The organism is uncultured Merdimonas sp. (assembly GCF_963929015.1).
In the GTDB taxonomy this organism is placed as follows: Bacteria; Bacillota; Clostridia; order Lachnospirales; family Lachnospiraceae; genus Merdimonas.
Window position 1 is genome coordinate 1 of sequence record NZ_CAWVHE010000007.1, and the last position, 25,829, is coordinate 25,829.

Below are 25,829 nucleotides of genomic sequence, written 5' to 3' on the forward strand. Positions count from 1 at the left end.
ACACTAGATCGCGTGTTATATTGAGCGGATCACAGATAAAAAAAGAGACTATATGGAAATGCTGCTTCTGGCCGATCCGCAGGAAAGTATGATTGACAGATACCTGGATCAGGGCGAGATGTATGTGCTCTACGATCAGGGACGGGCGGTCACGGCTGCTGTGGTGACGGATCTTGGCGGCGGGAAGTGTGAGTTGAAAAATCTATCCACCATACCAGAAGAACAGCGCAAAGGATATGGCAGGTACATGATCCATTTCCTGTGCGAACATTACAGCGGCCGGTATGATCTGATGTATGTGGGAACCGGCAACAGTCCGGACACCCTGGGATTTTATCATGCCTGCGGGTTTGTGAATTCCCATATTGTGGCAAATTTCTTTGTAGATAACTATAAGGAACCTATTTATGAAAACGGGATCCGCCTGACGGACATGATCTATCTGAAAAAGAAGCTGGATTCAGAACTGGACGTCAAGAAGGTGGTGGATCTGGCGGTAGAGGCGGGCCGTATCCTGTTAAAGAACGGAGCCGAGATCTTTCGTGTGGAAGAGACCATGGATCGGATCTGCAAGAAATTTCATGTGGATTACGTGGATACCTTTACTTTGAGTCATGCCATTTTTATTACGGCGGAAAAAGGAATGAATGAAGTTTATACAAAAGTAAAGAATGTTCCACTTTCCGGCGCGCATCTGGGAATCGTCACCGAAGTCAATGCGCTTTCCAGAGAGATCAGCGCAGGGAAGATTGGAATCGATGAGGCGTGGGAGAAATTGCGGCAGATTGAAAAGATCCCGCCGAAAAAAGGATATTTTCAGGTCCTTGCAGCCGGCGTGGGCAGTGCGGCGTTCGGATACCTTCTGGGCGCATCAGTGAACGAAAGCCTTGTCGCGTTTGGGATCGGATGTCTGTTGTATCTCTGGGTATTATTTGCAAAGAAGCTGCACATGTCAAAGATTATCGTAAATATCGTGGGCGGCGCGCTGATCACTTTGCTGGCGGTTCTTGCGCTGCACATACCGGCTTTTGGAGTCGCAAGGCTGGATGGTATGATCGTGGGCGCGATCATGCCTCTGGTGCCTGGGCTTGCGTTTACCAACGCGATCCGGGATATTGCGAACAGTGACTTTTTGTCGGGTACCGTGCGGATGATCGACGCCCTGATGGTATTTGTGTACATTGCGGTCGGCGTCGGTACGATGCTTAGCATTTATAATAATATGATCGGAGGGATAGCAGTATGATGGGAAATGCAGTCGCGAACCTGATCTGTCCGTTTCTTGGAACGGTTGCTTTTGCCGTACTGTTTAATGTCCCGAGAAAATATTATCTGGCAGGAGGACTGACCGGAACGGCAGGATGGCTGGCATATATTTCTATTTTGCATTTTGCTTCCGCTGCGATCGCGTCTTTTGTCGGAGCGTTTGTGGTGGTGTTTATATCCAGGATGCTGACTGTGCGGATGAAGTGCCCGATCACGGTATTCCTGATATCCGGTATCTTTCCTCTGGTGCCGGGAGCCGGTGTTTATTATACGGCCTATTACCTTGTGACCGACCAGATTGCTCTGGCAGGGGAAAGAGGGCTGGGGGCTCTGAAGATCGCCTTTGCGATCGTCCTTGGCATAGCATTTGTGGTTTCCATTCCAAGAGAGGTCTTTCAGGGACAGTATTGGAGAAATAGAAAAACAGAAAAGATGAGAACAGGAGAGAAACAATGAAAAGAGTAAGAACAAGATTTGCGCCCAGTCCGACAGGACGGATGCATGTGGGAAATTTAAGAACAGCGCTGTACGCGTATCTGATCGCAAAGCACGAGGGAGGAGACTTCATTCTCCGGATTGAGGATACCGATCAGGAGCGTTTCATGGAAGGGGCTCTGGATATCATCTATCATACGCTGGAAGAGACAGGACTCGTTCATGATGAGGGACCGGACAAAGACGGCGGCGTGGGACCTTATGTACAGAGTGAGCGAAATCAGTCCGGCCTGTATCTGGAATACGCAAAGCAGCTGATCGAACAGGGAAATGCCTATTACTGCTTCTGCGACAAAGAACGTCTGGATTCCCTGAAAACAAAGGTGGCGGACGGAGAAGGCCCGGAGATTGTAGTATATGACAAACACTGTCTGGGACTTTCCAAAGAAGAAGTAGAGGCAAATCTGGCGGCAGGCAAGCCCTATGTAATCCGTTTTAACATGCCGACAGAAGGAGAGACCACTTTTCACGACGAGATCTACGGAGACATCACGGTTCCCAACAATGAACTGGAGGATCTGATCCTGATCAAGTCCGACGGATATCCGACCTATAATTTTGCCAATGTTATTGACGATCACCTGATGGGCATCACCCATGTGGTGCGGGGAAATGAATACCTGTCCTCCGCGCCCAAGTACAACAAGATCTATGAGGCGTTCGGCTGGGAAGTGCCGGTTTATGTACACTGTCCGCTGATCACCGATGAGACTCACAAGAAACTGAGTAAGCGCTGCGGACATTCTTCCTATGAAGATCTGATCGAGCAGGGATTTGTAACAGAAGCAGTGGTAAACTATGTGGCTTTGCTTGGCTGGTGTCCGGAAGGAACAAAAGAGATCTTTTCTCTGGAAGAACTGGTGAAAGAATTTGACTACCGCCACATGAGCAAGTCTCCGGCTGTCTTTGATATTGTGAAACTGAAATGGATGAACGGCGAATATCTGAAAGCCATGGATTTTGACCGTTTCTACGAAATGGCAGAGCCTTACATCAAAGCTGTAGTAAAAAGAGACTGTGATCTGAAGAAAATCGCGGCGCTGGTAAAGACCAGGATTGAGATCTTCCCGGATATTACCGAACAGATCGACTTTTTTGAAGAACTGCCGGATTATGACGTGTCCATGTACTGTCATAAAAAGATGAAGACCAATGAGGAAAATTCTCTGAAGGTATTGCAGGATGTCCTGCCGCTTCTGGAAAACCAGGAAGACTTCAGCAACGACGCGTTGTTTGAACTTCTGAAAGGATATGTGGATGAGACAGGGGTAAAGACAGGATTTGTAATGTGGCCGGTGCGGACCGCTGTGTCCGGCAAACAGAATACGCCGGGCGGCGCGACAGAGATCATGGAGATCCTTGGAAAAGAAGAGTCTCTTAGACGGATCCGCAAAGGCATTGAATTATTGACAAAGTAAGGGGAATTTCATGAGTTTAAATCAGGCTCAGACAGAGGCGGTCGCCCATCACCGGGGACCTTGTATGGTCCTTGCCGGTCCCGGTTCCGGGAAAACTCTTACCATTGTAAAAAGAATTGAATATCTGATCCAGACGTATAAGGTAAGGCCAGAAGAAATTCTGGTCATTACCTTTACGAAGTATGCAGCCAGGGAGATGAGGGAGCGTTTCATCGCCCTGAAAAAAACCGGGCAGGGAACGGTGACCTTTGGCACCTTTCACGGGATCTATTATGGCATCCTGAAGTGGGCATACGGGATCCGGCAGATGGATCTTCTGCCGGAGGACCAGAAGGCGGAACTGATCCGTCTGGCTATGGAGGACGCCGGATGGGAAGAAACGGGCGAAGCGGAATCACAGAAAGAACAGATTCGGGAACTGGCAGAGGAGATCGCTTCTTTGAAGAATCAGGCGGTCCCGGCAGAATCCTTTTCTCCGGCATCCTGTGAAAAAGACAGGTTTCTTAAGATCTACCAGGCCTATGAATCCAGAAAAGACAGCTGTCATAAGATCGATTTTGAAGATATGCTGATCCGCTGCAGGGATCTTTTCCTGCAAAGACCGGATATCCTGAAAAAATGGCAGGAAAAATTCCGGTACATCCTGGTGGATGAATTTCAGGATATCAATCAGGTACAGTATGACGTGATCCGTATGCTGGCTTCGCCGGAGGATAATCTCTTCGTGGTGGGAGACGACGACCAGTCCATCTATGGGTTCCGGGGAGCCAGGCCCGGCGTGATGCGGCAGTTTATGAAGGATTATCCGGGGGCCAGAACCGTTCTTCTGGATATCAATTACCGTTCTACCGGTAATATTGTAAAAAGCGCCCTCCGGGTGATAGGAAGGAACCAAAACCGGTATGATAAGAAGATCCGGGCTCTGGCGGGAACCGGGGAAACAGTCCATGTGCAGGAGGTAAAAGACCCACTGGAAGAAAGCAGATATGTGGCGGAGGAGATCAAAAAACGGCTGGAGCAAAGCATCCGTCCCTCCCGGATCGCGGTCCTGTACCGGACCAATGTAGACGCAAGGGCTTTATCCGAGACACTGACGGAATATCAGATCCCTTTTTTCATGCGGGAGAAGATCCGCAATATCTATGACCATATGACTGCCGTTGATATCAGCAGTTATTTTCATCTGGCAATGGGAGACCGGCAGAGGAAATATTTCCTGCAGGTGGCAAACCGTCCCAACCGCTACATCGGGAGAGACGCCATGAAGGAACCGGACATTTCCTATGAGTCGCTCCGGAACTTTTACTGTGACAAAGAGTGGATGATGGACCGGATCGACCAGTGGGAGTGGGACATGAAGATGCTGAACGGGGAAAACGCCGTTCGCAGCCATTCAGTATATCCGCAAAAGCATAGGATATGATGAATTCCTGAAAGGGTATGCAGAGTTTAAAGGACTGGATAAAGAGGAGCTTTTTGGGGCGCTGGATGAGATCCAGCAGGCCGCGAAGCAATACAAAGATTTGGAAAGCTGGTTTGCCCATGTGGAAGATTACCGGAAAGCGCTTGGAGCGCAGAAGCAGGAAGGGGCTGACGAAAACAGCATCCGGCTGATGACGGTCCATGGCGCGAAGGGGCTGGAATACGATACTGTGTTTCTGATCCATGCCAACGAAGGGTGCATTCCTTATAAAAAGGCAAAAACACCGGAAGAGATTGAAGAAGAGCGGAGGCTTTTCTATGTGGCCATGACAAGGGCCAGGAAGAAACTGACCATCAGTTATGTGAAAGAAAAAAACGGAAAGGAACAGCGTCCTTCCCGTTTCGCAGAGGAATTATTCCTCGTCTAAGTCTTCAAACTCCTGGGTGTCCATCCACTCGTCAAACGCATCAGCGACGGCTTCGTATTCGTCGTCATCCTCGATGTTCTCAAGCTCCGGCTCTTCTTCGCCGTGGTCGATGTAGCGGTAAAGATATACATCGCCATCCTGCGGTTCGCCGTCGGCTCCCAGGGGAAGAAGGGCGATATAATCCTTTTCGCCTGCGGAAAAGATGGTGAGGACGGCGCATTCCACTACTTCATCGTTATCCAGAGTCAGTGTGACTGTCATATACTCATCCATGGTATGAATCTCCTTTGTTTTGTAGATACTCTTAATGTAACAAAGGAACGGAGAAAAAGCAAGAATGAAGAGTGGTAAATTTATCGAAAATAGTGTAAAATAACCATAAGTATGTGCGGCAGATGCACAGGGAGGAATCGAGATGTTAAAAAAAAGAATGTATATGGTCCTGGCGTTAATACTCGCCTGTGTGTTTCTTTTTTCCGGATGTAAACAGAATGTAGGAACACCGGAGGACAATGCTCTGCCGGAAGAAGAGCAGGGGACAGAGGATGGAGACGAAGAAAGCGAAGATACATATGTCTTTGGTTTTACTGCCATTGATATGGAGAATCCTTACTTCATCACACTTGAGGCTGCCATCCGGGAAGTGATCGAGGAGCATGATTATCAGATGATTACCAAGGATCCTGCTTCAGATCCGGAACTTCAGGCTTCCCAGATACAGGAAATGATCCGGGAAGGCGTGGACGCAGTATTTGTCTGCCCCGTGGACTGGGAGCAGATCACGCCCTCGCTGGAAGCGCTGAAAGAAGCAGGCGTTGCCATCATCAATGTAGATACGCAGGTGAAAGAGATGGGGTATGTAGACGCCTATGTAGGATCGGACAACTACGAGGCCGGCTATATCTGCGGTCAGGATCTGGTGGAAAAGTGTCCGGATGGAGGGACTGTTGCGATCTTAGAATGTCCGACCCAGAATTCCATCAATGACCGCATCACCGGATTTGAAGAGGCGCTGGCGGATGCAGACAGTGGATTTGTGGTTGTTGCAAGGGAAGATACCAATGGAGAATTTGAGAAAGCGCTGGAAGCTTCCAAACAGATCTTTGAGGAGTATCCTGATGTGACTGCCGTGATGTGCGGCAATGACCAGCTGGCAGTAGGCGCCAAGACCGCGGCGAATCTTGCAGAGTTAAACCAGGTGATCATCTATGGAGTGGACGGTTCACCGGATATTAAAAAAGAGCTGAAAAAGGCAGGAAACCAGATTGCAGGAACTGCGGCTCAGTCTCCCATTAACATGGGAAAGACCGCCGCGCAGACCGGGATCAACATACTGGAAGGAAAAGATTATGATACAGAGATTTATGAAGAAGTGTTCATGATCGATGCAGAAAATGTAGATATGTATGGCGTAGACGGATGGCAGTAGAAAAGATACGAAATGACGGAACAGAGAGGGCAGACAGATGAGAGCAGAGAAAGGAAAACCATTACCGCTTGGCGTTAGTGTTTCGGAAGGAGAAGTGAATTTCTCCATTGCAGTTCCTGAAGGGAAGCGGTGTGAGCTGCTTCTTTATGAGGCGGGAAGGAACAGACCCATCCGGTGCTTTGAGATGAACGAGTCTATTGGAGAAGTGCGTTTCCTGAAGCTGACCGGACTGGATCCGGAGAATTATGAATATAATTACCGGATTGAGGATGAGATTGTAACAGATCCTCTTGCACGCGCGCTTGCCGGACGGGAAACCTGGGGAAAAGAGAGGAGCCTGGCTAAGCATGAGATCCGGGGCGTGCTGGGAGAGAAGGAATATGACTGGGAAGGGGACAGGCCTTTGCATCTGCCGGAGCATCTGGTGGTTTCCTACAGTCTCCATGTCCGTGGATTTACCAGACATTCTTCCTCTCTGGCAAAGTACCGGGGCACTTTTGAAGGGGTCGTGGAAAAGATCCCTTATCTTGTGGATCTCGGGATCAATCAGATCCACTGCATGCCGGTATATGAGTTTGAAGAAAACGGGGAAAAGACCAATTACTGGGGATATGGTCCGGCCTGGTTTTTTGCGCCCAAAAGTGCTTATTCTGCCTGCGGAGACGGACGGAAATCTTTAAAAGACATGGTAAAAGCCTGTCATACGTCCGGAATTGAAGTTATCCTGGAGATGCCTTTTACCGGCGATATGCAGGGACAGCTCATGACAGAGTGTCTTCGATACTATTGCCTGGAATATCATGTAGATGGATTTATCCTGAATCCATATACGGCGCCTGTGGAAGAAATCCTTGCCGACCCTCTTCTGAAAGGAACCCGTATCCTGACTCACGATTCCGGTTATCAGACCGTGATGCGCCGGTTCCTGAAAGGAGACGAAGGGATGGTCCGTGATGTGATCTACTGGCTGAAACATCAGTCACAGAAAGACGGCCATTTTAATGCAGTCACAGAACAGTGCGGTTTTACGCTTCAGGATCTGGTTTCCTATGATGGAAAACACAATGAAGCAAACGGGGAAGATAATCAGGATGGCCCTGATTATAATTACAGCTGGAACTGCGGGGCGGAAGGTCCTTCCCGGAAGAAGGCGGTGACAGAACTGCGGAAAAATCAGGTGAGAAACGCCTTCCTTTTGCTGCTCACTTCACAGGGGGTTCCCTGCATTCTGGGCGGCGACGAGTTCGGAAACAGCCAGATGGGCAACAACAATGTATATTGTCAGGATAACCCGGTGGGATGGCTGAACTGGACGGGATGGAAAAGTCATCCGGAACTGCCTGCGTTTGTAAAAGAACTGATTGCGTTTCGGAAAAGGCATCCGGTTCTTTGTCCGGAGAAAGAGATGACAGGGATGAGCTATGGGAATAAAGGCGTCCCGGATGTGTCTTATCACGGAGAGAATGCCTGGAAAGTCCCGGTTGAAATATCCAGCAGACAGCTGGGCGTGTTCTATAACGGGAAGGACAGGAACGATCAGGAAGAGAGTCTGTTTATCGCTTATAATATGCACTGGCTGGAACATGCCTTTGCGCTGCCGGCTCTTCCAAAAGGGAAAAAATGGTATCGGGCGGTCTCTTCCGGCGAGGGTGTGCTGGAAACACCTCTGGAGGTCGAAGACCAGAGGATCACAGAGATCCAGGCAAGGACCATTGCTGTTTTTGTAGGAAGGTAAATAGTAAATGAAAAAGATGGAAAAAATCGCCTGTCTGAATGGATTTCATCTGAAATGTATTGCCATCCTGTCGATGGCGGTGGATCACACAGGGGCGGTTCTGTTTCCCGGAGAACTGTGGTTTCGTTATGTGGGGCGTCTTGCATTTCCTGTTTTTTGTTTTTTGATCGTAGAAGGCTTCCGGCATACCCATGATGTATACAGATATATGACGCGGCTCGCAGTGTTTGCGCTTTTGTCGGAAATACCATACGACCTGGCTTTTCGGGGTATTTTTCTGGAAGGAGATTACCAGAATGTATTTTTTACCCTGCTGATAGGTATTGGCATGATGAAACTCTTGTCCATGACAGCTCTTTGGCCGGAGAAGGTGGTTATCGTCCTTTTTGCCATGTGGCTCTCTGTGATCGTGAGAAGTGATTATAACTATCGGGGGATCCTTCTGATCTTTATGTTTTATGTATTTCGGGAACAAAGAGTTTTTGCCGCTGCGGCAGGCGGACTCTGGAACTTTCTGTACCAGGGCGTCATTCAGAGATACGGCGTTATATCTGTCATTCCGATCCTTCTTTATAACGGGAAACCGGGAAGACGGATGAAATATTTCTTTTATATTTTTTATCCGGCTCATCTTTTGCTGCTTTATGGGATCAGCAGAGTGGTTGCCGGATCATGGCAGTGAGGAAAGGACGGATGGATATGAAGGCAATTTCACACCTGCGAACCATCAATCATCACAAGTGGCTGGTTATGAAGGGATGTTTCCGGGTCGGTCTGTACAGACAGGGACTTCTTCATGACCTGTCTAAATATTCTCCGTCAGAATTTCTGGTGGGATGTAGGTATTATCAGGGGAATCGAAGCCCCAATAATGCAGAGCGGGAAGCCACCGGATATTCCAGGGCCTGGCTCCACCATAAGGGGAGGAACAAGCATCATTACGAATACTGGATTGATTACAGCGCTGACCCGGGCGAGGGGATTGTCGGGCAGAAGATGCCGGTTAAATATGTGGTGGAAATGTTTATAGACCGTGTAGCTGCTTCTAAGACTTACAAAGGAGAAGTTTATAAAGACCAGGATCCTCTGATTTATTATGAGCAGGGCGCGGCGCGGCTTGGCAAGATGATCCATCCGGATACGGCTGCGCTTCTTCGTTTCCTGTTGCAGATGCTGGCAGATACGGGAGAGGAGAATACTTTCCGATACATAAAACAGAATATTTTGAAAAAGCATAGAAAAAACCCTTGAAAAGCTGTGCTTTCAAGGGTTTCATTAAAATATCAGATGCGGAAGATGGGACTTGAACCCACACGGCACGAATGCCACAAGATCCTTAGTCTTGCTCGTCTGCCAGTTCCGACACTTCCGCGAACCGGACTTAAAAACTGTCCGAAAAGTATAATACTATAACAGAAAATAAAAGTCAACACTTTTTTAAAAAAACATAAGGAGGAGGGATTGTATGCTTGAGAAAGTGGATTTGGAGAAAAAGATGGAAAAAGAAGAATACCGGAAATATATGGATATTCTGACTCCAAAGCTTGGGAGGCTGCAAAGAGAGTGCCAGGAAAGAAAGATTCCGGTTATGATTGCTTTTGAAGGCTATGGAGCGGCGGGGAAAGGCGTGCAGATCGCAGAACTGATCCAGGGTCTGGATCCCAGAGGGTTTCAGGTCTATCCGGTGAAAAACGAGACGGAAGAAGAAAAGATGCATCCCTTCCTGTGGAGGTTCTGGACAAAGATGCCGGCAAAAGGCCGGATCGCCATCTATGACAGCAGCTGGTACCGGAAAGTACTGGTTGACCGGTTTGACGGAAATACAACCGAAGAAGAAGTGGAACGCGCGTACCGGTCGATCTGTTCCTTTGAAGAACAGCTGACTGCAGATGGGATGATCATCATTAAGATTTTTCTTGCTATTGATAAAAAAGAACAGAAGAAACGTCTGGACAAGCTTCTGGATTCCAGGGAAACGGCCTGGAGGGTCAGTAAGGGGGATCTGGAAAGAAACCGGCATTTCCGAACATACCAGGAGATGAATGAGGAGATGCTTTTACGCACAGACTCTGCTTATGCGCCCTGGCACATTGTGGAAGCGACGGACCGTAAGTTTGCTACAGTAAAAATATACAGTATCGTAACACAGGTACTGGAAAGTAAGATTAAGGAAGCAGAGGAAACTATCAGAAGGGCGCAGTCCTGTCAACTGACAGTTAAGGAAATGGAGGATCGTGTGCCTTCTGTATCTGTGGAAGAACAGGCGTTAAAAGAGTCTGTTCTGACCAAAGCGGATCTGACCTTGTCATATACAAAGGAAGAATATAAAGAAAAGCTTCCGAAGCTCCAGAAAAAGCTGAAAAAGCTTCATGGAGAGCTGTACCGGCGCAGGATCCCTGTGGTCCTTGGATTTGAAGGATGGGATGCCGGAGGGAAGGGAGGCGCCATAAAAAGGCTGACACAGAAAATGGATCCCAGAGGATATGTGGTCCATCCCACCGCGTCTCCGAATGATATCGAAAAGGCACACCATTATCTGTGGCGCTTCTGGACGGATATGCCAAAGGCAGGACATGTGACCATTTTCGACCGGACCTGGTATGGAAGAGTGATGGTGGAACGGATCGAAGGATTCTGCAGTAAGGCGGAATGGCAAAGAGCCTATAAAGAAATCAACGATATGGAGCGGGATCTGGCAGAGGCAGGAGCGATCGTGCTGAAGTTCTGGATGCAGATTGATAAGGATGAGCAGGCCAGAAGATTTAAGGAACGGCAGGAGAATCCGGAAAAGCAGTGGAAGATCACAGATGAAGACTGGAGAAACCGGGAGAAATGGGAGCAGTACGAAGAAGCGGTGAATGAAATGCTGATCCGTACGTCTTCTCCACATGCACCCTGGATCGTGGTGGAGGGAAACTGTAAATACTATGCCAGGATCAAAGTGTTGGAAACCGTAGTGGAAGCGATTGAGAAAAAACTGGAGGAAAAGAAATCATGACAATACGGGAGCAGATGGAAATCCGGGAGACGCAGCTGTTAAGTCCATACGCTGCGTTAAGCAGCAGGTCTGCCGGTCGGGAGCGCAAGGAAGAAGAGTGCGATATCCGCCCCGTGTTTCAAAGAGACAGAGACAGGATCCTGCACTGCAAGGCTTTTCGCAGGCTGAAGCAGAAGACTCAGGTGTTTCTTCTCCCAAAGGGAGATCATTACAGAACCAGACTGACGCATACGCTGGAAGTGTCGCAGAATGCCAGAACCATTGCAAAAGCGCTGCGCCTCAACGAGGATCTGACAGAGGCCATTGCCCTTGGCCATGACCTGGGGCATACGCCTTTTGGCCATGCAGGAGAGCGGGCGCTGGATCAGATCTGTCCTTCTGGATTCCGGCACAATGAGCAGAGCGTGCGGGTGGTAGAACGGCTGGAACGTCAGGGCGAGGGCCTGAATCTGACATGGGAAGTAAGAGACGGCATCCGCAATCACAAGACAAGCGGGACGCCGCATACACTGGAAGGACAGATCGTACGGCTGTCCGATAAGATCGCTTATATCAATCATGATATTGACGATGCGATCCGGGGCGGCATCTTAAAAGAGACAGACATTCCCCGAAAGATCCGTAAGGTGCTTGGGGATTCCACAAAGGTGCGGCTGGATGCGATGGTACATGATGTGATCACTTCCAGTATGGAACAGCCGGAGATCCGGATGTCGCCGGAAGTGTCAGAAGCCATGATGGACCTTCGCAGATTTCTGTTTGAAAGTGTGTATCAGAACCCGGTGGCCAAAGGGGAGGAAAAAAAGGCCATCCATATGATTAAAAACCTTTATGAAATTTATGAGGCCCATCCGGAATATCTTCCCGAACAGTTCTTAAAAATGGCCGGTCCGGACGGAGAATCAAAAGAGCAGATCGTATGTGATTATATTGCCGGCATGACGGATACGTATTGTGTAAAAAAGTTTGAAGAATATTTTATCCCGGAATCCTGGAAAATTTAAAGGAAATGAGACGGTTTTGTCGAATTATATATAAGGGAGCATTTGTCATCGAAGGGAAATGAGCGTTTAAAATGTATTACAGCGATGAAATTATCGAAGAAGTGAGATCCAGAAACGATATTGTAGATGTGATCTCCTCTTATGTGAAACTGCAGAAGAAGGGAAGTTCATATTTTGGGCTTTGTCCTTTTCATAATGAAAAATCGCCGTCTTTTTCGGTCAGCAGACAAAAGCAGATGTATTACTGCTTTGGCTGCGGGGCAGGAGGCAACGTATTTACATTTTTGATGGAATATGAAAATTTTACGTTTGTGGAAGCGCTGAAATATCTTGCAGACAGGGCGGGAGTAGAGCTCCCAAAGCCGGAATATTCTGCAGAAGAGCGCAGGAGAGCGGATGAAAAGGCGATCCTTCTGGAAATCCAGAAAAAAGCGGCGCAGTTTTATTATGTACAGCTTAAAAGCGAGCAGGGGCAGCAGGCAATGAAGTATCTGAAGGGGCGCCGGCTGGATGATGAGACCATTAAGGCGTTCGGACTTGGGTATTCCAGCAAATACAGCAACAGTCTGTATCAGTTTCTGAAATCACTGGGATATCAGGACGACATGCTGGCCCGGTCAGGGCTGATCACCATGGATGAAAAACAAGGCCCTCACGATAAGTTCTGGAACAGGGTTATGTTTCCGATCATGGATGCGAATAACCGGGTGATCGGATTTGGGGGGCGCGTCATGGGAGATGCCAAACCCAAATATCTGAACTCTCCGGAGACGCCTGTCTTTGACAAGAGCAGGAATCTATACGGACTGAACCGGGCGAGGACGACCAGAAAATCCTATTTTCTTCTCTGCGAAGGATATATGGATGTCATTTCTTTGCACCAGGCAGGATTTACAAATGCAGTGGCGTCACTGGGCACTTCGCTTACGCCGGGACATGCGTCCCTGATCAGAAGGTATGTGCAGGAGGTGTACCTGACTTATGACAGTGATGAGGCAGGTACAAAGGCTGCTTTGCGTGCGCTTCCTATCTTAAGGGATGCAGGCATCACAGCCCGTATCATTCGGATGGAGCCTTACAAAGATCCCGATGAGTTCATAAAAAATCTGGGCGCGGCTGCGTTTGAAGAACGGATAGAAAAAGCGCGGAACGGATTTATGTTCAGTCTGGAAGTGCTGGAAAGAGAGTATGACCTGAAATCTCCGGAGGGAAAAACTGCTTTTATGAATGAAGCGGCCCGGAGACTGGGGAGGTTTGAAGAAGAGATCGAGCGCGGCAATTACATTGAGGCTGTGGCGGAAAAATACCGCGTAGGCGTGGAAGAACTCCGAAGGCTGGTCGGGAAAATGGCGATCCGGGACGGACTTGCCAATCCGGCAAAACGGCCGAAACCGGCAGGAATGAAGGAGAAAGAGGACGGGATCCTAAGATCCCAGAAGATCCTGCTTACCTGGCTGCAGTCGGATGAGCGGATATTCCGGCAGATTGAGCGGTACCTTTCTCCGGAAGATTTTTCGGAAGGAGTGTACCGGGAAGCAGCCAGGCTCCTGTTTGAGCAGTATCGGCAGGGAGAAGTGAATCCTGCACGGATCATGAATCATTTCACCAATGAAGAGGAACACCGGGAGGTGGCGTCCCTTTTTCATACCAGGATCGAAGAACTGACTTCCGAGCGTGAAAAAGAAAAGGCATTAAAAGAAACGCTGATCCGTGTGAAAAACCACAGCATCGAAGAGGCCGGCAGTCATCTGGATCCCACTGATATGGGCGGGCTGCAGCGTCTGATGGAGGCCAAGAGAAATCTGCAGGAGCTTAAGGAACTGCATATTTCCATTAATTAAGGATAAAATATAAACAAGCTATGAGAGGATGGGCACTACATGGAAGAAAACATCAAAAAATTTGAGGAGAAACTAAAAGAACTGGTAGCGTCGGGGAAAAAGAAAAAAAGTATCCTTGAGATCCAGGAAATCAATGATTTCTTTTCAGATATGGAACTGGAACCGGATCAGATGGAGAAGGTGTTTGAGTATCTGGAAGCCAACAACATTGATGTACTGCGGATCAGTGCGGATACTCCGGATGATCTGGATGACCTGGATGATTCGGACATCGTACTTACAGATGAAGATGAGGTGGATATCGAGAAGATCGATCTGTCAGTACCTGACGGGATCAGCATCGAGGATCCGGTCCGTATGTATCTGAAGGAAATCGGGAAAGTGCCGCTTCTGACTGCGGACGAGGAAGTGGATCTGGCAAAGCGGATGGCTGATGGGGACGAGGACGCGAAGAAGCGGCTGGCCGAGGCAAATCTTAGGCTGGTTGTCAGTATCGCAAAGCGCTATGTCGGACGGGGGATGCTGTTCCTTGATCTGATCCAGGAGGGAAATCTGGGACTTATCAAGGCTGTTGAAAAGTTTGATTATCATAAAGGATTCAAATTCAGTACTTATGCGACCTGGTGGATCCGCCAGGCAATCACCCGTGCCATTGCGGATCAGGCAAGAACTATCCGGATTCCCGTTCATATGGTGGAGACGATCAACAAGCTGATCCGTGTATCCAGACAGCTTTTGCAGGAGCTGGGACGGGAGCCTGCGCCGGAAGAGATCGCGGCACAGCTGGACATGCCGGTTGACAGAGTCAGGGAGATCCTTAAGATCTCACAGGAGCCGGTGTCCCTGGAGACGCCGATTGGAGAAGAGGAAGACAGCCATCTTGGAGATTTTATCCAGGATGATAACGTACCGGTGCCGGCAGAGGCGGCCGCACAGACCTTACTGAAAGAACAGCTGGACGAGGTGCTTGATACCCTGACAGAGAGAGAACAGAAAGTATTAAGGCTTCGGTTTGGCATGAATGACGGCCGGGCAAGAACGCTGGAAGAAGTGGGAAAAGAATTTGATGTGACAAGAGAGCGTATCCGTCAGATCGAGGCAAAAGCTCTTCGGAAGCTTCGTCATCCCAGCCGCAGCAGAAAATTAAGAGATTATCTGGATTAAGAAAGAGGCGCCTATGGAACTATCAAAAAGACTTGGAGCAGTTGCCGGTCTTGTGACAGAGGGCGCCTCTGTTGCAGATGTGGGAACTGACCACGGCTACATACCAATCTATTTAATGGAAGGAGGGATCGCTTCCAGAGTGATTGCTCTGGATATCAAAAAAGGCCCCCTGGAAAGAGCGAGGATGCATATCGTGGGGCACGGGCTGAAAGACCGGATTGAATTAAGACAGTCTGACGGCTTAAGAGAAGTAAGACCAGGAGAAGCGGATACTTTGATCGCCGCCGGCATGGGTGGTGCGCTGGTGATCCATATTCTTGAGGACAGTCCGGAAACCGTTAGAGAGATGCGGTCCTTTATCCTGCAGCCACAGTCGGAGATTGATAAAGTGCGAAGATATCTGAACCGGTCCGGATATTACATAGAGCAGGAAAGAATGGTGGAAGAGGCCGGGAAGTTTTATCCTGTGATGCGGGCGGTCTACGGACAGAGGGAAGACTACGAAGAGTATGAATACTTCTATGGGAAAAGACTGCTGGAGAATCGGGATGCGGTTTTGTTTCGGTATCTTCTGCGGGAAAAGCGGATACGGGAAAGCATTCTGGAACAGCTGGGACGACACAAGACCAGTATGACGGCAAGAGAAAGAGAAGCGCAGGTTCGCGCGGAATGGCAGATGGTGCAAAGTGCTCTGTCCTGTTATGAAAATGAGGATGTGTACAGAGAACCGGGAAAAGGAGGAGTCTGGCGATGAAATGCAGAGAGATTATACATAAGATTGAGGAAGTTTTTCCGAAAAGTCTTGCACTGGAATGGGATAATGTAGGACTTCTTGCCGGCAGTTCTGAAACCGAGGTCCGGAAGATCTACCTGGCGCTGGATGCTACAGAAGAAGTCATCGAAGCCGCAAAAGGCGCGGATCTTCTTATCACTCATCACCCCATGATCTTTTCTCCGCTTAGAAGGGTGACGGATGCGGATTTTATCGGGAAACGTCTGTTGACGCTGATACAAAGAAATACTGCATATTATGCCATGCATACTAATTATGATGTAGGGAGAATGTCTACTCTGGCCGCAGAGTACCTGGGGCTGTCCGATCCGGAGATCCTGAAAGTAACCGGAGAAGCGCAGAGGCCTGCAGGGATCGGAAGGGTTGCGGATCTTACATGCCCGGTATCTCTGGCGGATTATTGTGAAGTGGTGAAACGGGCGTTTGACCTTTCCCAGGTACAGGTGTTTGGATCGCCGGACCGGAAGATCAGACGCGTAGCCATATCACCCGGATCTGGAGAGAGCATGATCGAACCGGCCCTGTCCATGGGGGCAGACGTACTGGTTACCGGCGATATCGGCCACCATGGAGGGATTGACGCCGTAGCTCAGGGATTGTCGATCATTGATGCGGGACATTATGGCATAGAACACATTTTTGTGAAGGATCTGAAACAGTTTCTGGAACAGAGGTTTCCGGAGCTGACAGTTGTGGCAGATGTGGAAAGACATCCTTTTGTAATGCTATGAGGATCGAAGAACAGGAAAAGGCAGTAAGGAGAGGTCTATGGAAAGAGAAATGTATCATGTGCAGATCGGCGATGTGATCCGGGAGTATCCTGGAGGCACCACATATCTTGAGATTGCCAGAGAATTTCAGAAGGATTACCCGGATGATATCGTACTGGTCATGGCAGACGGAAGACTCCAGGAGCTGGGAAAGGAACTGACCGGGGACTGCGTGCTCGTGTTCGAGACAACGGCCGGACAGGTGGGACACAAGACATATAAACGAAGCATGAGTCTGATGCTGGTAAAAGCAATTTATGATGTGGGCAGACATGAAAATATTGAAAAAGTCAGGATCCATTATTCTGTCAGCAAAGGATATTACTGTACCATTACCGGGAATATCTGCGTGGATCAGGAATTCCTGGACCGGGTGAGCGCCCGCATGGAAGAGATGGTGGCTCTGGATCTTCCGATCCGGAAGCGGTCCATTCACACCGATGACGCGATCGCTTTGTTTCGGCAGCATGAGATGTATGATAAGGAGCATTTATTTGAATACCGGCGGGTATCTAAGGTCAACATTTACAGTATAAATGAATTTGAGGACTATTTTTACGGCTATATGGTTCCTAGCACCGGATACCTGAAATATTTCAAACTGTTTCTGTATGATGAGGGATTTGTGATCCAGATGCCTGTAAGGAGCGCGCCAAAGGTGGTGCCGCCTTTTGAACCACAGCATAAATTGTTTCAGGTATTAAAAGAATCCACCCGCTGGGGCGACATGCAGGGAATTGAAACGGTGGGAGATCTGAACGATCAGATTACCCGTGGCAATGTAAACGAGATTGTTCTTGTGCAGGAAGCTTTGCAGGAAAAGAAGATTGCTCAGATCGCAGCCCGGATCGCTGCGGATCCGCAGATTAAATTTGTGCTGATCGCCGGTCCGTCTTCTTCCGGGAAGACCACGTTTTCTCATCGCCTGTCTGTGCAGCTTCGGGTAAACGGAATGACGCCTCATCCTATTGCTGTAGATAATTATTTCGTGGAACGGGAAGAAAACCCCAGAGATGAACAGGGCAATTATGATTTTGAAAGTCTTCAGGCTGTAGATATTGCGTTGTTTAACCGGCAGCTGCAGCAGATGCTGGCGGGAAAAGAAGTCATGACTCCGACGTTTAATTTTGTCACCGGCCACAAAGAGTACGGGAAGACGAAAATGCAGCTGGGAGCAAATGATGTGCTTGTGATCGAAGGTATTCACTGCCTGAATCCCATGCTTACAGAGCAGCTGGCGGATAAAAATAAATTTAAAATCTATATCAGTGCGCTGACACAGTTGAATATCGATGAACACAACCGGATCCCTTCCACGGATGGAAGACTGCTTCGGAGGATTGTGCGGGACGCCAGGACCAGAGGAAGCCTGGCCGGCGACACCATACGCATGTGGCCGTCGGTCCGTGCAGGGGAAGAACGGAATATTTTTCCGTTTCAGGAGCAGGCAGACGTCATGTTCAATTCCGCGCTGATCTATGAGCTGGCAGTTTTAAAGCCCTATGTGGAGGCAAGACTGTTTGCCATAGGAAGGGATGAACCGGAGTACATAGAAGCAAAACGGCTGTTAAAATTTCTGGATTATTTCGTGGGAATCGGAAGCGAAGCCGTCCCGACGAATTCTCTTCTTAGAGAATTCATCGGGGGCGGATGTTTTCAGATCTGACGGGAGTAGAATTCCTGAAGAGTGTTAAGTCTGGCAGGCAGATTACGAAGCATGGCGTCTGCAATGGTAATTGCGGCCATAGATTCTACCACCACCACAGCCCTGGGGACGATCACCGGATCGTGGCGTCCCCGGACGGCGATGGTGGTGTTTTTTCTGTCACGGGTAACGGTCTGCTGCTCTCTGGTGATAGAAGGAGTAGGCTTTACCGCAGCGCGGATGAAGATCTGGCTTCCATCGCTGATGCCGCCAAGGATGCCGCCGGCATGGTTGCTTGTTTTGAATATGCGATCATTTTCAATGGAAAAGGAGTCGTTGTTCTGACTGCCTTTTGCATTCGCAACCGCAAAGCCGTCGCCAATTTCCACGCCTTTTACGGCGCCGATGGACATGACCGCTCTTGCAAGAAGCGCGTCCAGTTTATCAAAAACAGGATCGCCAAGCCCGGCAGGGATGCCGTTTACCAGGCATTCGATGATCCCACCGGAGGAGTCTCCCTCTGACATGCAGGACTCCAGATAGTCAGAGGCCTTCCCGGCGTAAAGATTGCTTGGCATATAGAGACTGTTGTCTGGAATTTCAGTAAGTTTGATTTCCTTTTCAGGTATCCTTACAGGCCCGATGGCCCGGGTGTAGGCGGTCAGCTGAACGCCAAGTGAATGCAGGAGTTTGCAGGCTACAGCTCCGGCGGCCACACGCCCGATGGTTTCCCGCCCGGAAGAACGGCCGCCGCCCCGGTAATCGCGGAATCCATATTTGGCGTCATAAGGATAGTCGGCATGGCCGGGCCGGTAGACATCCCTGATACTGGCATAGTCGCGGGACCGCTGATCCTGATTGAAAACGACTACAGAGATGGGAGTGCCGGTGGTTTTTCCTTCAAAGACCCCGGAGAGGATCTGGACTGTGTCCGATTCCTGCCTTTTTGTGGTGTAGCGGCTCTGACCTGGCTTTCTGCGGTCCAGATATTTCTGGATGTCCTCTTCGCAAAGTGACAGTCCTGCCGGACAGCCGCTGATCACGGCTCCCAGGGCAGGGCCGTGGGATTCCCCCCAGGTGGTTACAGTAAATAAAGTTCCAATTGTTGATCCGGACATTTCAGAACCCCTTTCTTTTCTTTGATAATTTTACATTATATAAAAAAGAAATCAGGCCTGCAATCAAAAAATGCTAAAAAAAGGCAGTAAATCTTCATTTTTTTTTCTGTTTTTATGCTGTACTTTTAAATATCTGCATATTATAATAGGGTAGTATGAGTATAGAAAGAGAAATTTGTCGATAAATGTAGAGGAGTAGATATTCAATGGGGTATAAAAAGGATTTCAGAGCTGACTTCACAGATGAGGATTTTGAGGATGAAGAAGACTTTTTTTATGATGAGGAATCCGAGGATGAAGCTTTTTTTGTAGAGGACGAAGAGTTCGGGGAAGACGATGATCCGGAAGAAGACGATTCAGAAGAGGACGATCCGGAAGAGGACGGAGAGTTTGAGGAAGAGGACGATCCCGAAGAGACAGACGTCCGAAAAGCTGCAAAAAGAAAGAAAAGAAAGAAAGTAGCGCTGATCACGCTGGGAAGTATTTTTGGCATCCTCTTTCTTGTATATGCTGGATTTGCCATTTATTTCCGCAGCCATTTTCTGTTTCACACACAGATCAACGGCACAGATTTTTCTCTGAAAAGTGTGAAGCAGGTAGAGAGCTATATGGAAAAGCAGGTCAAGGATTATGTGTTGACTCTCAAAGAATCTGACGGCGGTTCCGAGACGATCCAGGGAAGCGATATTTCTCTGAAATATGTTCCCGGAGAAGAGCTTGAGAATCTGGTAAAAGATCAGAATTGTCTTTTGTGGGTCATCTCTTTGTGGGACAGGCCGGAGATTGAGGCAAAGGTTGGCGTAGAATATGAGGAGCAGGCATTGGAGCAGGCCCTTGCATCACTGGATTGTCTGGTACAGGAAAATCAGGTGGCTTCTGTGGACGCTCATCCGGAGTTTCAGACAGACCGGTTTGTGATCGTGGATGAAGTCGTTGGAACACAGATTGATACGGAAAAATTCCAGAAGGTTGTAAAAGAAGCGATCAATGGATTTTTGCCGGACGTGGATCTGATGGAGAGTGGCTGTTATATCCTTCCCAGATTTACGAAAGAGTCGGAAGAAGTGGTAAATGCCGTAAATACGATGAACAGCTACCTCGGCGCATCGGTTACATACGACTTTACGCCTTATACAGAAGTCGTGGATGCATCGGTGATATCCCAATGGGTGACCGTTGACGCCAATATGAATGTCACGTTCAATCAGGATGCGGTAAAAGCTTATATTCAGACACTGGCAGAAAAGTATAATACAAAAGGGAAAACCAGGACGGTTACTACTGCAACCGGAAATACGGCCACAGTAGAAGGCGGAAGTTATGGTTGGCAGATTGATCAGGAAGCAGAGTTCAATGCGCTGATCTCGAATATCCAGAATGCGGAAGTTGTTACCAGAGAACCGAATTATGCGTCCCGGGCAGTTTCCCATGAAGGCAATGATTTTGGAAGTACCTTTGCAGAGGTGGACCTGACCAATCAGATGGTGTATTTTGTGCAGAATGGACAGGTGGTGCTCTCGTCTCCATGTGTAACGGGGAATCCAAACAAGGGGTACGATACGCCTCAGGGCGTGTATTCCCTTGCTTACAAAGCGCTGGATCAGGTGTTGCGGGGAGAAAAGCTTCCGGACGGGTCTTATTCCTACGAAAGTCCTGTAAAATACTGGATGCCGTTTAACGGGGGGATCGGGTTCCATGACGCTACCTGGCAGCCGACGTTCGGAGGCTCCAGATATCTGACCGGAGGTTCCCACGGATGTGTAAATATGCCTTACGATGCGGCGGGACAGCTTTATAATCTGATTTCATCTGGAACACCGGTAGTATGTCATTTTTAAAGGGGTATATATGTATCAGTTATTAAAGAAAGACGGAAAGGCGAAAAGAGGAAGATTTACTACAGTACATGGGGTCGTTGAGACCCCTGTATTTATGAATGTGGGAACAGTGGCCGCGATCAAAGGCGCGGTTTCTACAGACGACCTTCGGGGGATCAAGACACAGATTGAATTATCCAATACCTATCATCTCCATGTAAGACCGGGGGATCAGGTGATCCGTAAGCTGGGTGGCCTTCACAAGTTTATGGCCTGGGACAGGCCGATCCTGACAGATTCCGGCGGTTTTCAGGTGTTCTCTCTGGCAGGGCTTCGCAAGATCAAAGAAGAAGGCGTTTATTTTCATTCCCATATAGACGGAAAGAAGATTTTCATGGGACCGGAGGAGAGTATGCAGATCCAGTCGAATCTGGCGTCCACGATCGCGATGGCCTTTGACGAGTGCCCTTCCAGCGTGGCGGACCGGGAGTATATGGAACGGTCCGTAGCCCGCACGTCCAGATGGCTTATGCGCTGCAAGAAGGAGATGGAGAGGCTCAACAGCCTTCCGGATACCATCAACCGGCAGCAGATGTTGTTTGGCATCAACCAGGGAGGCATCTACGAGGATATCCGGATCCGCCATGCAAAGGAGATCGCGGAACTTGATCTGGATGGTTATGCCATCGGTGGCCTGGCGGTAGGGGAATCCCACGAAGATATGTATCGGATCCTGGAGGCGGTAGTCCCCAATCTTCCTGAAGAGAAGCCCACATATCTGATGGGGGTTGGAACACCGGTGAATATCCTGGAAGCAGTGGATCGGGGCGTGGATTTCTTTGATTGTGTATATCCAAGCAGAAATGGAAGGCACGGACATGTCTATACCAACCATGGAAAGTTAAATCTTTTTAATGCCAGATATGAACTGGATGACCGTCCGATCGAAGAAGGGTGCCAGTGCCCGGCCTGCCGGACGTATTCCAGGGCTTATATCAGACACCTTCTGAAAGCAAAAGAAATGCTGGGAATGCGGCTGTGTGTTCTTCACAATCTGTATTTTTATAATACCATGATGGAGGAGATCCGTGCGGCGATCGATGCCGGGGAATATCAGGCGTATAAGAAACGAAAGATGGCGGGACTTACAGGTGATAAATCCTAAAAATTCCATGAATTGCAGGAAATTACTTGAAGAAATCGGTTTTATTGTGTATGATAGCAATAGCGTTTTTAGATAGTAGGAGGAATAGTATATGTACGCATTAGCATCACAGAGTTCAGGCGGAAGCTGGGTATTGCTTATCCTTGTATATGCAGTGATTTTTGCAGGCTTCTGGTTATTTTTATCAGACCACAGAGAAAAGAGCAGAAAAGAGTGCAGGCGATGATCTCAGAGATGGAAGTAGGAGATACCGTTCTTACGACCAGCGGATTTTATGGTGTGATCATTGACATCAGCGATGAGGATGTGATCGTGGAGTTCGGAAGCAACCGTAACTGCCGGATCCCCATGCAGAAAGCAGCAATCGCCCAGATTGAAAAGGCGAACGCAGAATAAGCAAAAAATATCAGACATATCAAAAGGCACTGCCCGGGTGGCAGTGCCTTTTTTTGCAGACAATTCAAACCGTAAATTTTAGCTCACTAAAGTCTTGAAACATGTATAAAAATGCGATAATATTAATGTTATAGTTTCTTTAATAGGAAGGGTGTAGTGAATGAATCTGAAAATCGGAATTATCAAAGGGGACGGGATCGGACCGGAAATCGTGACCGAAGCCCAGAAAGTCCTGAATAAAATCGCAGAGACATACGGACATACCTGTGAGTATACAGAGCTTCTGCTGGGCGGTGCGTCTATTGATGTGCACGGCGTGCCGCTGACAGATGAGACGGTAGCCGCGGCAAAGCAGTGCGATGCCGTGCTTATGGGATCCATCGGCGGTGATGCAAAGACTTCGCCGTGGTACCAGTTAGAACCATCAAAGAGACCGGAAGCCGGACTGTTGCGGATCCGTAAAGAGCTGAACCTGTTTGCGAATCTAAGACCCGCAGTGTTGTACGAAGAACTGAAGGGGGCCTGCCCGCTGAAAGAATCCATTACAGAAGGCGGATTTGACATGATGATCATGCGGGAGCTGACAGGAGGACTCTATTTTGGCGAACGCAAGACCGTAGAAGTGGACGGTGTTCTGACTGCCTTTGATTCCCTCACCTATAATGAAGAGGAGATCCGCAGGATCGCAAAGAGGGCCTTTGACATTGCCATGAAACGCCGGAAAAAAGTAACCAGCGTTGATAAGGCAAATGTGCTGGATTCTTCCAGACTCTGGAGAAAGGTCGTAGATGAGGTTGCAGGAGAATATCCGGAGGTTACACTCGAACACATGCTGGTAGATAACTGCGCCATGCAGCTGGTAAAAGATCCAAAACAGTTTGATGTGATCCTGACAGAGAATATGTTTGGCGACATTTTGTCAGATGAGGCAAGCATGGTGACCGGATCCATCGGAATGCTGGCAAGCGCCAGCTTAAACGAGACAAAGTTCGGACTTTATGAGCCAAGCGGAGGATCTGCTCCGGATATTGCAGGAAAAGGCATCGCAAACCCGATCGCCACCATACTTTCTGCAGCCATGATGCTCAGATTCAGCTTTGATCTGGATCAGGAAGCTGATGCAATAGAACAAGCAGTGGAAAAAGTCCTGAAAGAAGGATACCGGACCATTGACATTATGTCCGAAGGAAAGACTCAGATCGGCACTGCCGGGATGGGAGATCTGATCGTAAGTTTCATTAGGAGGTAAGAACATGAGAAGTGATACAGTTACAAAAGGAAAACAGCAGGCGCCCCACCGTTCTTTGTTTAACGCGCTGGGGTTGACAAAAGAGGAGATGGAGCGTCCTCTGGTGGGAATTGTCAGCTCCTATAATGAGATCGTGCCCGGGCACATGAATCTGGATAAGATTGTGAATGCCGTGAAGCAGGGAGTTGCCATGGCAGGCGGAACGCCGATCGTATTTCCGGCAATCGCCGTCTGTGACGGGATTGCCATGGGCCATATCGGCATGAAGTATTCTCTGGTGACCAGAGATCTGATCGCGGATTCTACAGAGGCGATGGCTCTGGCGCATCAGTTCGACGCGCTGGTAATGGTGCCAAACTGTGATAAGAATGTGCCGGGACTTCTGATGGCTGCGGCCAGGATCAATGTTCCGACGATCTTTGTCAGCGGCGGTCCGATGCTGGCCGGCCGGGTCAAAGGCTGCAAGACCAGTCTCTCCAGCATGTTTGAGGCGGTCGGAGCCAATGCGGCAGGCAAGATCACGGATGAGGAGCTATTGGAATACGAAAATAACACCTGTCCCACCTGTGGTTCCTGTTCCGGAATGTATACGGCCAACAGCATGAACTGCCTGACAGAGGTACTGGGCATGGGCCTTCGCGGCAATGGAACCATCCCTGCCGTATATTCCGCAAGGATCCGGCTGGCAAAAGAGGCCGGTATGCAGGTGATGGAACTGTGGAGAAAGAATATCTGCCCCAGAGACATTATGACAAAAGAAGCCATTTTAAATGCGCTGACTGTGGATATGGCGCTTGGCTGTTCCACCAACAGTATGCTCCACCTTCCGGCGATCGCCCATGAAGTGGGAATGGATTTTGAGATTGATTTTGCAAATGGCATCAGCGAGAAGACGCCAAACCTCTGTCACCTGGCGCCGGCAGGACCTACCTATATGGAAGATCTGAACGCGGCGGGCGGCGTATACGCCGTTATGGCAGAATTAAATAAAAAGAATCTCCTGCATACGGAATGTATGACCGTTACAGGAAAGACAGTCGGGGAAAATATCGCAGGCGTTGTCAACAAGGATCCGGAAGTGATCCGGCCCATTGACCACCCGTATTCCCAGACCGGCGGCCTTGCCGTGCTGAAAGGCAATCTGGCGCCGGACGGAAGCGTAGTGAAGCGCTCCGCTGTTGTGGACGAGATGCTGGTACACGAAGGACCGGCCAGAGTCTTTGACTGTGAAGAAGACGCCATCGTTGCGATCAAAGGCGGCCAGATCCATCCGGGAGATGTGGTGGTTATCCGTTATGAAGGACCCAAAGGCGGCCCGGGAATGCGGGAAATGCTGAATCCCACCTCTGCGATCGCTGGTATGGGACTTGGTTCCAGCGTAGCCCTTATCACGGACGGAAGATTCAGCGGCGCATCCAGAGGCGCATCCATCGGCCATGTATCTCCGGAAGCGGCAGTGGGAGGTCCCATTGCGCTGGTAGAGGAAGGCGATATCATCAAGATCAATATTCCGGAACTGTCTCTGGAGCTTGACGTATCAGAAGAAGAGCTGGCAAAGAGAAAAGAAAAATGGCAGCCCAGACAGCCCCGGGTAACCACAGGATACCTGGCCCGCTATGCGGCGATGGTGACTTCCGGAAACCGGGGAGCTATCCTGGAAGTACCAAAGAACTAGT

General features: G+C 49.0%; 22 protein-coding genes, 1 tRNA gene and 1 pseudogene. 21 read left to right on the top strand and 3 right to left on the bottom strand.

Annotated features, from left to right (window positions below; all coding sequences use genetic code 11):
- The first annotated feature begins 52 nt into the window (after positions 1-52).
- From ABGT54_RS04140 to ABGT54_RS04160, 5 genes are all read left to right on the top strand, one after another.
- A complete protein-coding gene (locus tag ABGT54_RS04140) occupies positions 53-1,246 on the top strand; it encodes a GNAT family N-acetyltransferase (protein WP_346662961.1) in 1,194 nt (397 codons plus the stop codon).
- Positions 1,243-1,722 carry a threonine/serine exporter family protein gene (locus ABGT54_RS04145; RefSeq protein WP_346662962.1) on the top strand — a complete coding sequence of 160 codons (480 nt, stop codon included), beginning with the start codon at positions 1,243-1,245 and terminating at the stop codon, positions 1,720-1,722. The genes ABGT54_RS04140 and ABGT54_RS04145 overlap by 4 nt, the downstream gene beginning before the upstream one ends.
- Positions 1,719-3,179, top strand: a complete 1,461-nt coding sequence (gltX, locus tag ABGT54_RS04150) for a glutamate--tRNA ligase (RefSeq protein WP_346662963.1) — start codon at positions 1,719-1,721, stop codon at positions 3,177-3,179. Before ABGT54_RS04145 ends, gltX begins: the two co-directional genes overlap by 4 nt.
- Before the next feature lie 10 nt (positions 3,180-3,189).
- The gene (locus ABGT54_RS04155; protein ID WP_346662964.1) at positions 3,190-4,602 is read left to right on the top strand and encodes an ATP-dependent helicase; all 1,413 of its coding nucleotides are present in this window, start codon (positions 3,190-3,192) and stop codon (positions 4,600-4,602) included.
- Between the two features lie 100 nt (positions 4,603-4,702).
- A complete protein-coding gene (locus ABGT54_RS04160) occupies positions 4,703-5,029 on the top strand; it encodes a 3'-5' exonuclease (RefSeq protein WP_346662965.1) in 327 nt (108 codons plus the stop codon).
- On the opposite strand, the gene ABGT54_RS04165 is transcribed toward ABGT54_RS04160, so the two are convergent.
- Complete coding sequence (locus ABGT54_RS04165) at positions 5,015-5,302, bottom strand: DUF1292 domain-containing protein (RefSeq protein ID WP_346662966.1); 288 nt, start codon at positions 5,300-5,302, stop codon at positions 5,015-5,017. The genes ABGT54_RS04160 and ABGT54_RS04165 overlap by 15 nt on opposite strands.
- A 142-nt stretch (positions 5,303-5,444) precedes the next feature.
- Between ABGT54_RS04165 and ABGT54_RS04170 the strand changes: the two genes are divergently transcribed.
- The 4 genes from ABGT54_RS04170 to ABGT54_RS04185 are packed head-to-tail and all read left to right on the top strand — an operon-like array spanning position 5,445 to position 9,444.
- Positions 5,445-6,458, top strand: a complete 1,014-nt coding sequence (locus ABGT54_RS04170) for a sugar ABC transporter substrate-binding protein (protein ID WP_346662967.1) — start codon at positions 5,445-5,447, stop codon at positions 6,456-6,458.
- Positions 6,459-6,495: 37 nt separating this feature from the next.
- Entirely contained in the window at positions 6,496-8,193 is a 1,698-nt protein-coding gene (locus ABGT54_RS04175) for an alpha-amylase family glycosyl hydrolase (RefSeq protein WP_346662968.1), read from the top strand.
- Between the two features lie 7 nt (positions 8,194-8,200).
- On the top strand, positions 8,201-8,875 hold the full coding sequence (locus ABGT54_RS04180; protein ID WP_346662969.1) for a TraX family protein: 675 nt from the start codon (positions 8,201-8,203) through the stop codon (positions 8,873-8,875).
- 17 nt (positions 8,876-8,892) lie between these two features.
- Positions 8,893-9,444 carry a DUF5662 family protein gene (locus tag ABGT54_RS04185; protein WP_346662970.1) on the top strand — a complete coding sequence of 184 codons (552 nt, stop codon included), beginning with the start codon at positions 8,893-8,895 and terminating at the stop codon, positions 9,442-9,444.
- A gap of 37 nt (positions 9,445-9,481) precedes the next feature.
- Here ABGT54_RS04185 and ABGT54_RS04190 read toward each other — a convergent pair.
- Positions 9,482-9,565: transfer RNA gene (locus ABGT54_RS04190), tRNA-Leu, on the bottom strand.
- Between the two features lie 93 nt (positions 9,566-9,658).
- On the opposite strand from ABGT54_RS04190, the gene ABGT54_RS04195 reads away from it, so the two are divergent.
- The 7 genes from ABGT54_RS04195 (at position 9,659) to ABGT54_RS04225 (ending at position 18,429) form a co-directional block, all read left to right on the top strand.
- Positions 9,659-11,191, top strand: coding sequence for a phosphate--AMP phosphotransferase (locus ABGT54_RS04195; RefSeq protein ID WP_346662971.1), 1,533 nt, complete (start codon positions 9,659-9,661; stop codon positions 11,189-11,191).
- Entirely contained in the window at positions 11,188-12,195 is a 1,008-nt protein-coding gene (locus ABGT54_RS04200; RefSeq protein ID WP_346662972.1) for a deoxyguanosinetriphosphate triphosphohydrolase, read from the top strand. Before ABGT54_RS04195 ends, ABGT54_RS04200 begins: the two co-directional genes overlap by 4 nt.
- 71 nt (positions 12,196-12,266) lie before the next feature.
- Positions 12,267-14,036 (top strand): DNA primase, encoded by a 1,770-nt coding sequence (gene dnaG / locus ABGT54_RS04205; RefSeq protein ID WP_346662973.1) that lies wholly within the window; start codon positions 12,267-12,269, stop codon positions 14,034-14,036.
- Between the two features lie 39 nt (positions 14,037-14,075).
- On the top strand, positions 14,076-15,200 hold the full coding sequence (gene rpoD, locus ABGT54_RS04210; RefSeq protein WP_346662974.1) for an RNA polymerase sigma factor RpoD: 1,125 nt from the start codon (positions 14,076-14,078) through the stop codon (positions 15,198-15,200).
- A 13-nt stretch (positions 15,201-15,213) separates the two neighbouring features.
- A complete protein-coding gene (locus ABGT54_RS04215) occupies positions 15,214-15,954 on the top strand; it encodes a class I SAM-dependent methyltransferase (RefSeq protein ID WP_346662975.1) in 741 nt (246 codons plus the stop codon).
- Positions 15,951-16,724: a Nif3-like dinuclear metal center hexameric protein gene (locus tag ABGT54_RS04220; RefSeq protein ID WP_346662976.1), complete on the top strand. Its 774-nt coding sequence runs from the start codon at positions 15,951-15,953 to the stop codon at positions 16,722-16,724. The genes ABGT54_RS04215 and ABGT54_RS04220 overlap by 4 nt, the downstream gene beginning before the upstream one ends.
- 37 nt (positions 16,725-16,761) lie before the next feature.
- Positions 16,762-18,429, top strand: a complete 1,668-nt coding sequence (locus tag ABGT54_RS04225) for a nucleoside kinase (protein ID WP_346662977.1) — start codon at positions 16,762-16,764, stop codon at positions 18,427-18,429.
- Here the strand turns inward: ABGT54_RS04225 and aroC are convergent.
- The gene (aroC, locus tag ABGT54_RS04230; RefSeq protein ID WP_346662978.1) at positions 18,420-19,526 is read right to left on the bottom strand and encodes a chorismate synthase; all 1,107 of its coding nucleotides are present in this window, start codon (positions 19,524-19,526) and stop codon (positions 18,420-18,422) included. The two genes, ABGT54_RS04225 and aroC, sit on opposite strands and share 10 nt — an antisense overlap.
- A gap of 206 nt (positions 19,527-19,732) precedes the next feature.
- Between aroC and ABGT54_RS04235 the strand changes: the two genes are divergently transcribed.
- From ABGT54_RS04235 to ilvD, 5 genes and pseudogenes are all read left to right on the top strand, one after another.
- The gene (locus ABGT54_RS04235) at positions 19,733-21,364 is read left to right on the top strand and encodes a peptidoglycan binding domain-containing protein (protein ID WP_346662979.1); all 1,632 of its coding nucleotides are present in this window, start codon (positions 19,733-19,735) and stop codon (positions 21,362-21,364) included.
- A gap of 10 nt (positions 21,365-21,374) precedes the next feature.
- Positions 21,375-22,508: a tRNA guanosine(34) transglycosylase Tgt gene (gene tgt, locus ABGT54_RS04240; protein ID WP_346662980.1), complete on the top strand. Its 1,134-nt coding sequence runs from the start codon at positions 21,375-21,377 to the stop codon at positions 22,506-22,508.
- A 91-nt stretch (positions 22,509-22,599) separates the two neighbouring features.
- Positions 22,600-22,904 (top strand): annotated as a pseudogene (gene yajC / locus ABGT54_RS04245) (preprotein translocase subunit YajC).
- Between the two features lie 160 nt (positions 22,905-23,064).
- Positions 23,065-24,153, top strand: a complete 1,089-nt coding sequence (gene leuB / locus ABGT54_RS04250) for a 3-isopropylmalate dehydrogenase (RefSeq protein ID WP_346662981.1) — start codon at positions 23,065-23,067, stop codon at positions 24,151-24,153.
- Between the two features lie 4 nt (positions 24,154-24,157).
- Positions 24,158-25,828, top strand: coding sequence for a dihydroxy-acid dehydratase (gene ilvD, locus ABGT54_RS04255; protein WP_204909254.1), 1,671 nt, complete (start codon positions 24,158-24,160; stop codon positions 25,826-25,828).
- Position 25,829: the final 1 nt, after the last annotated feature.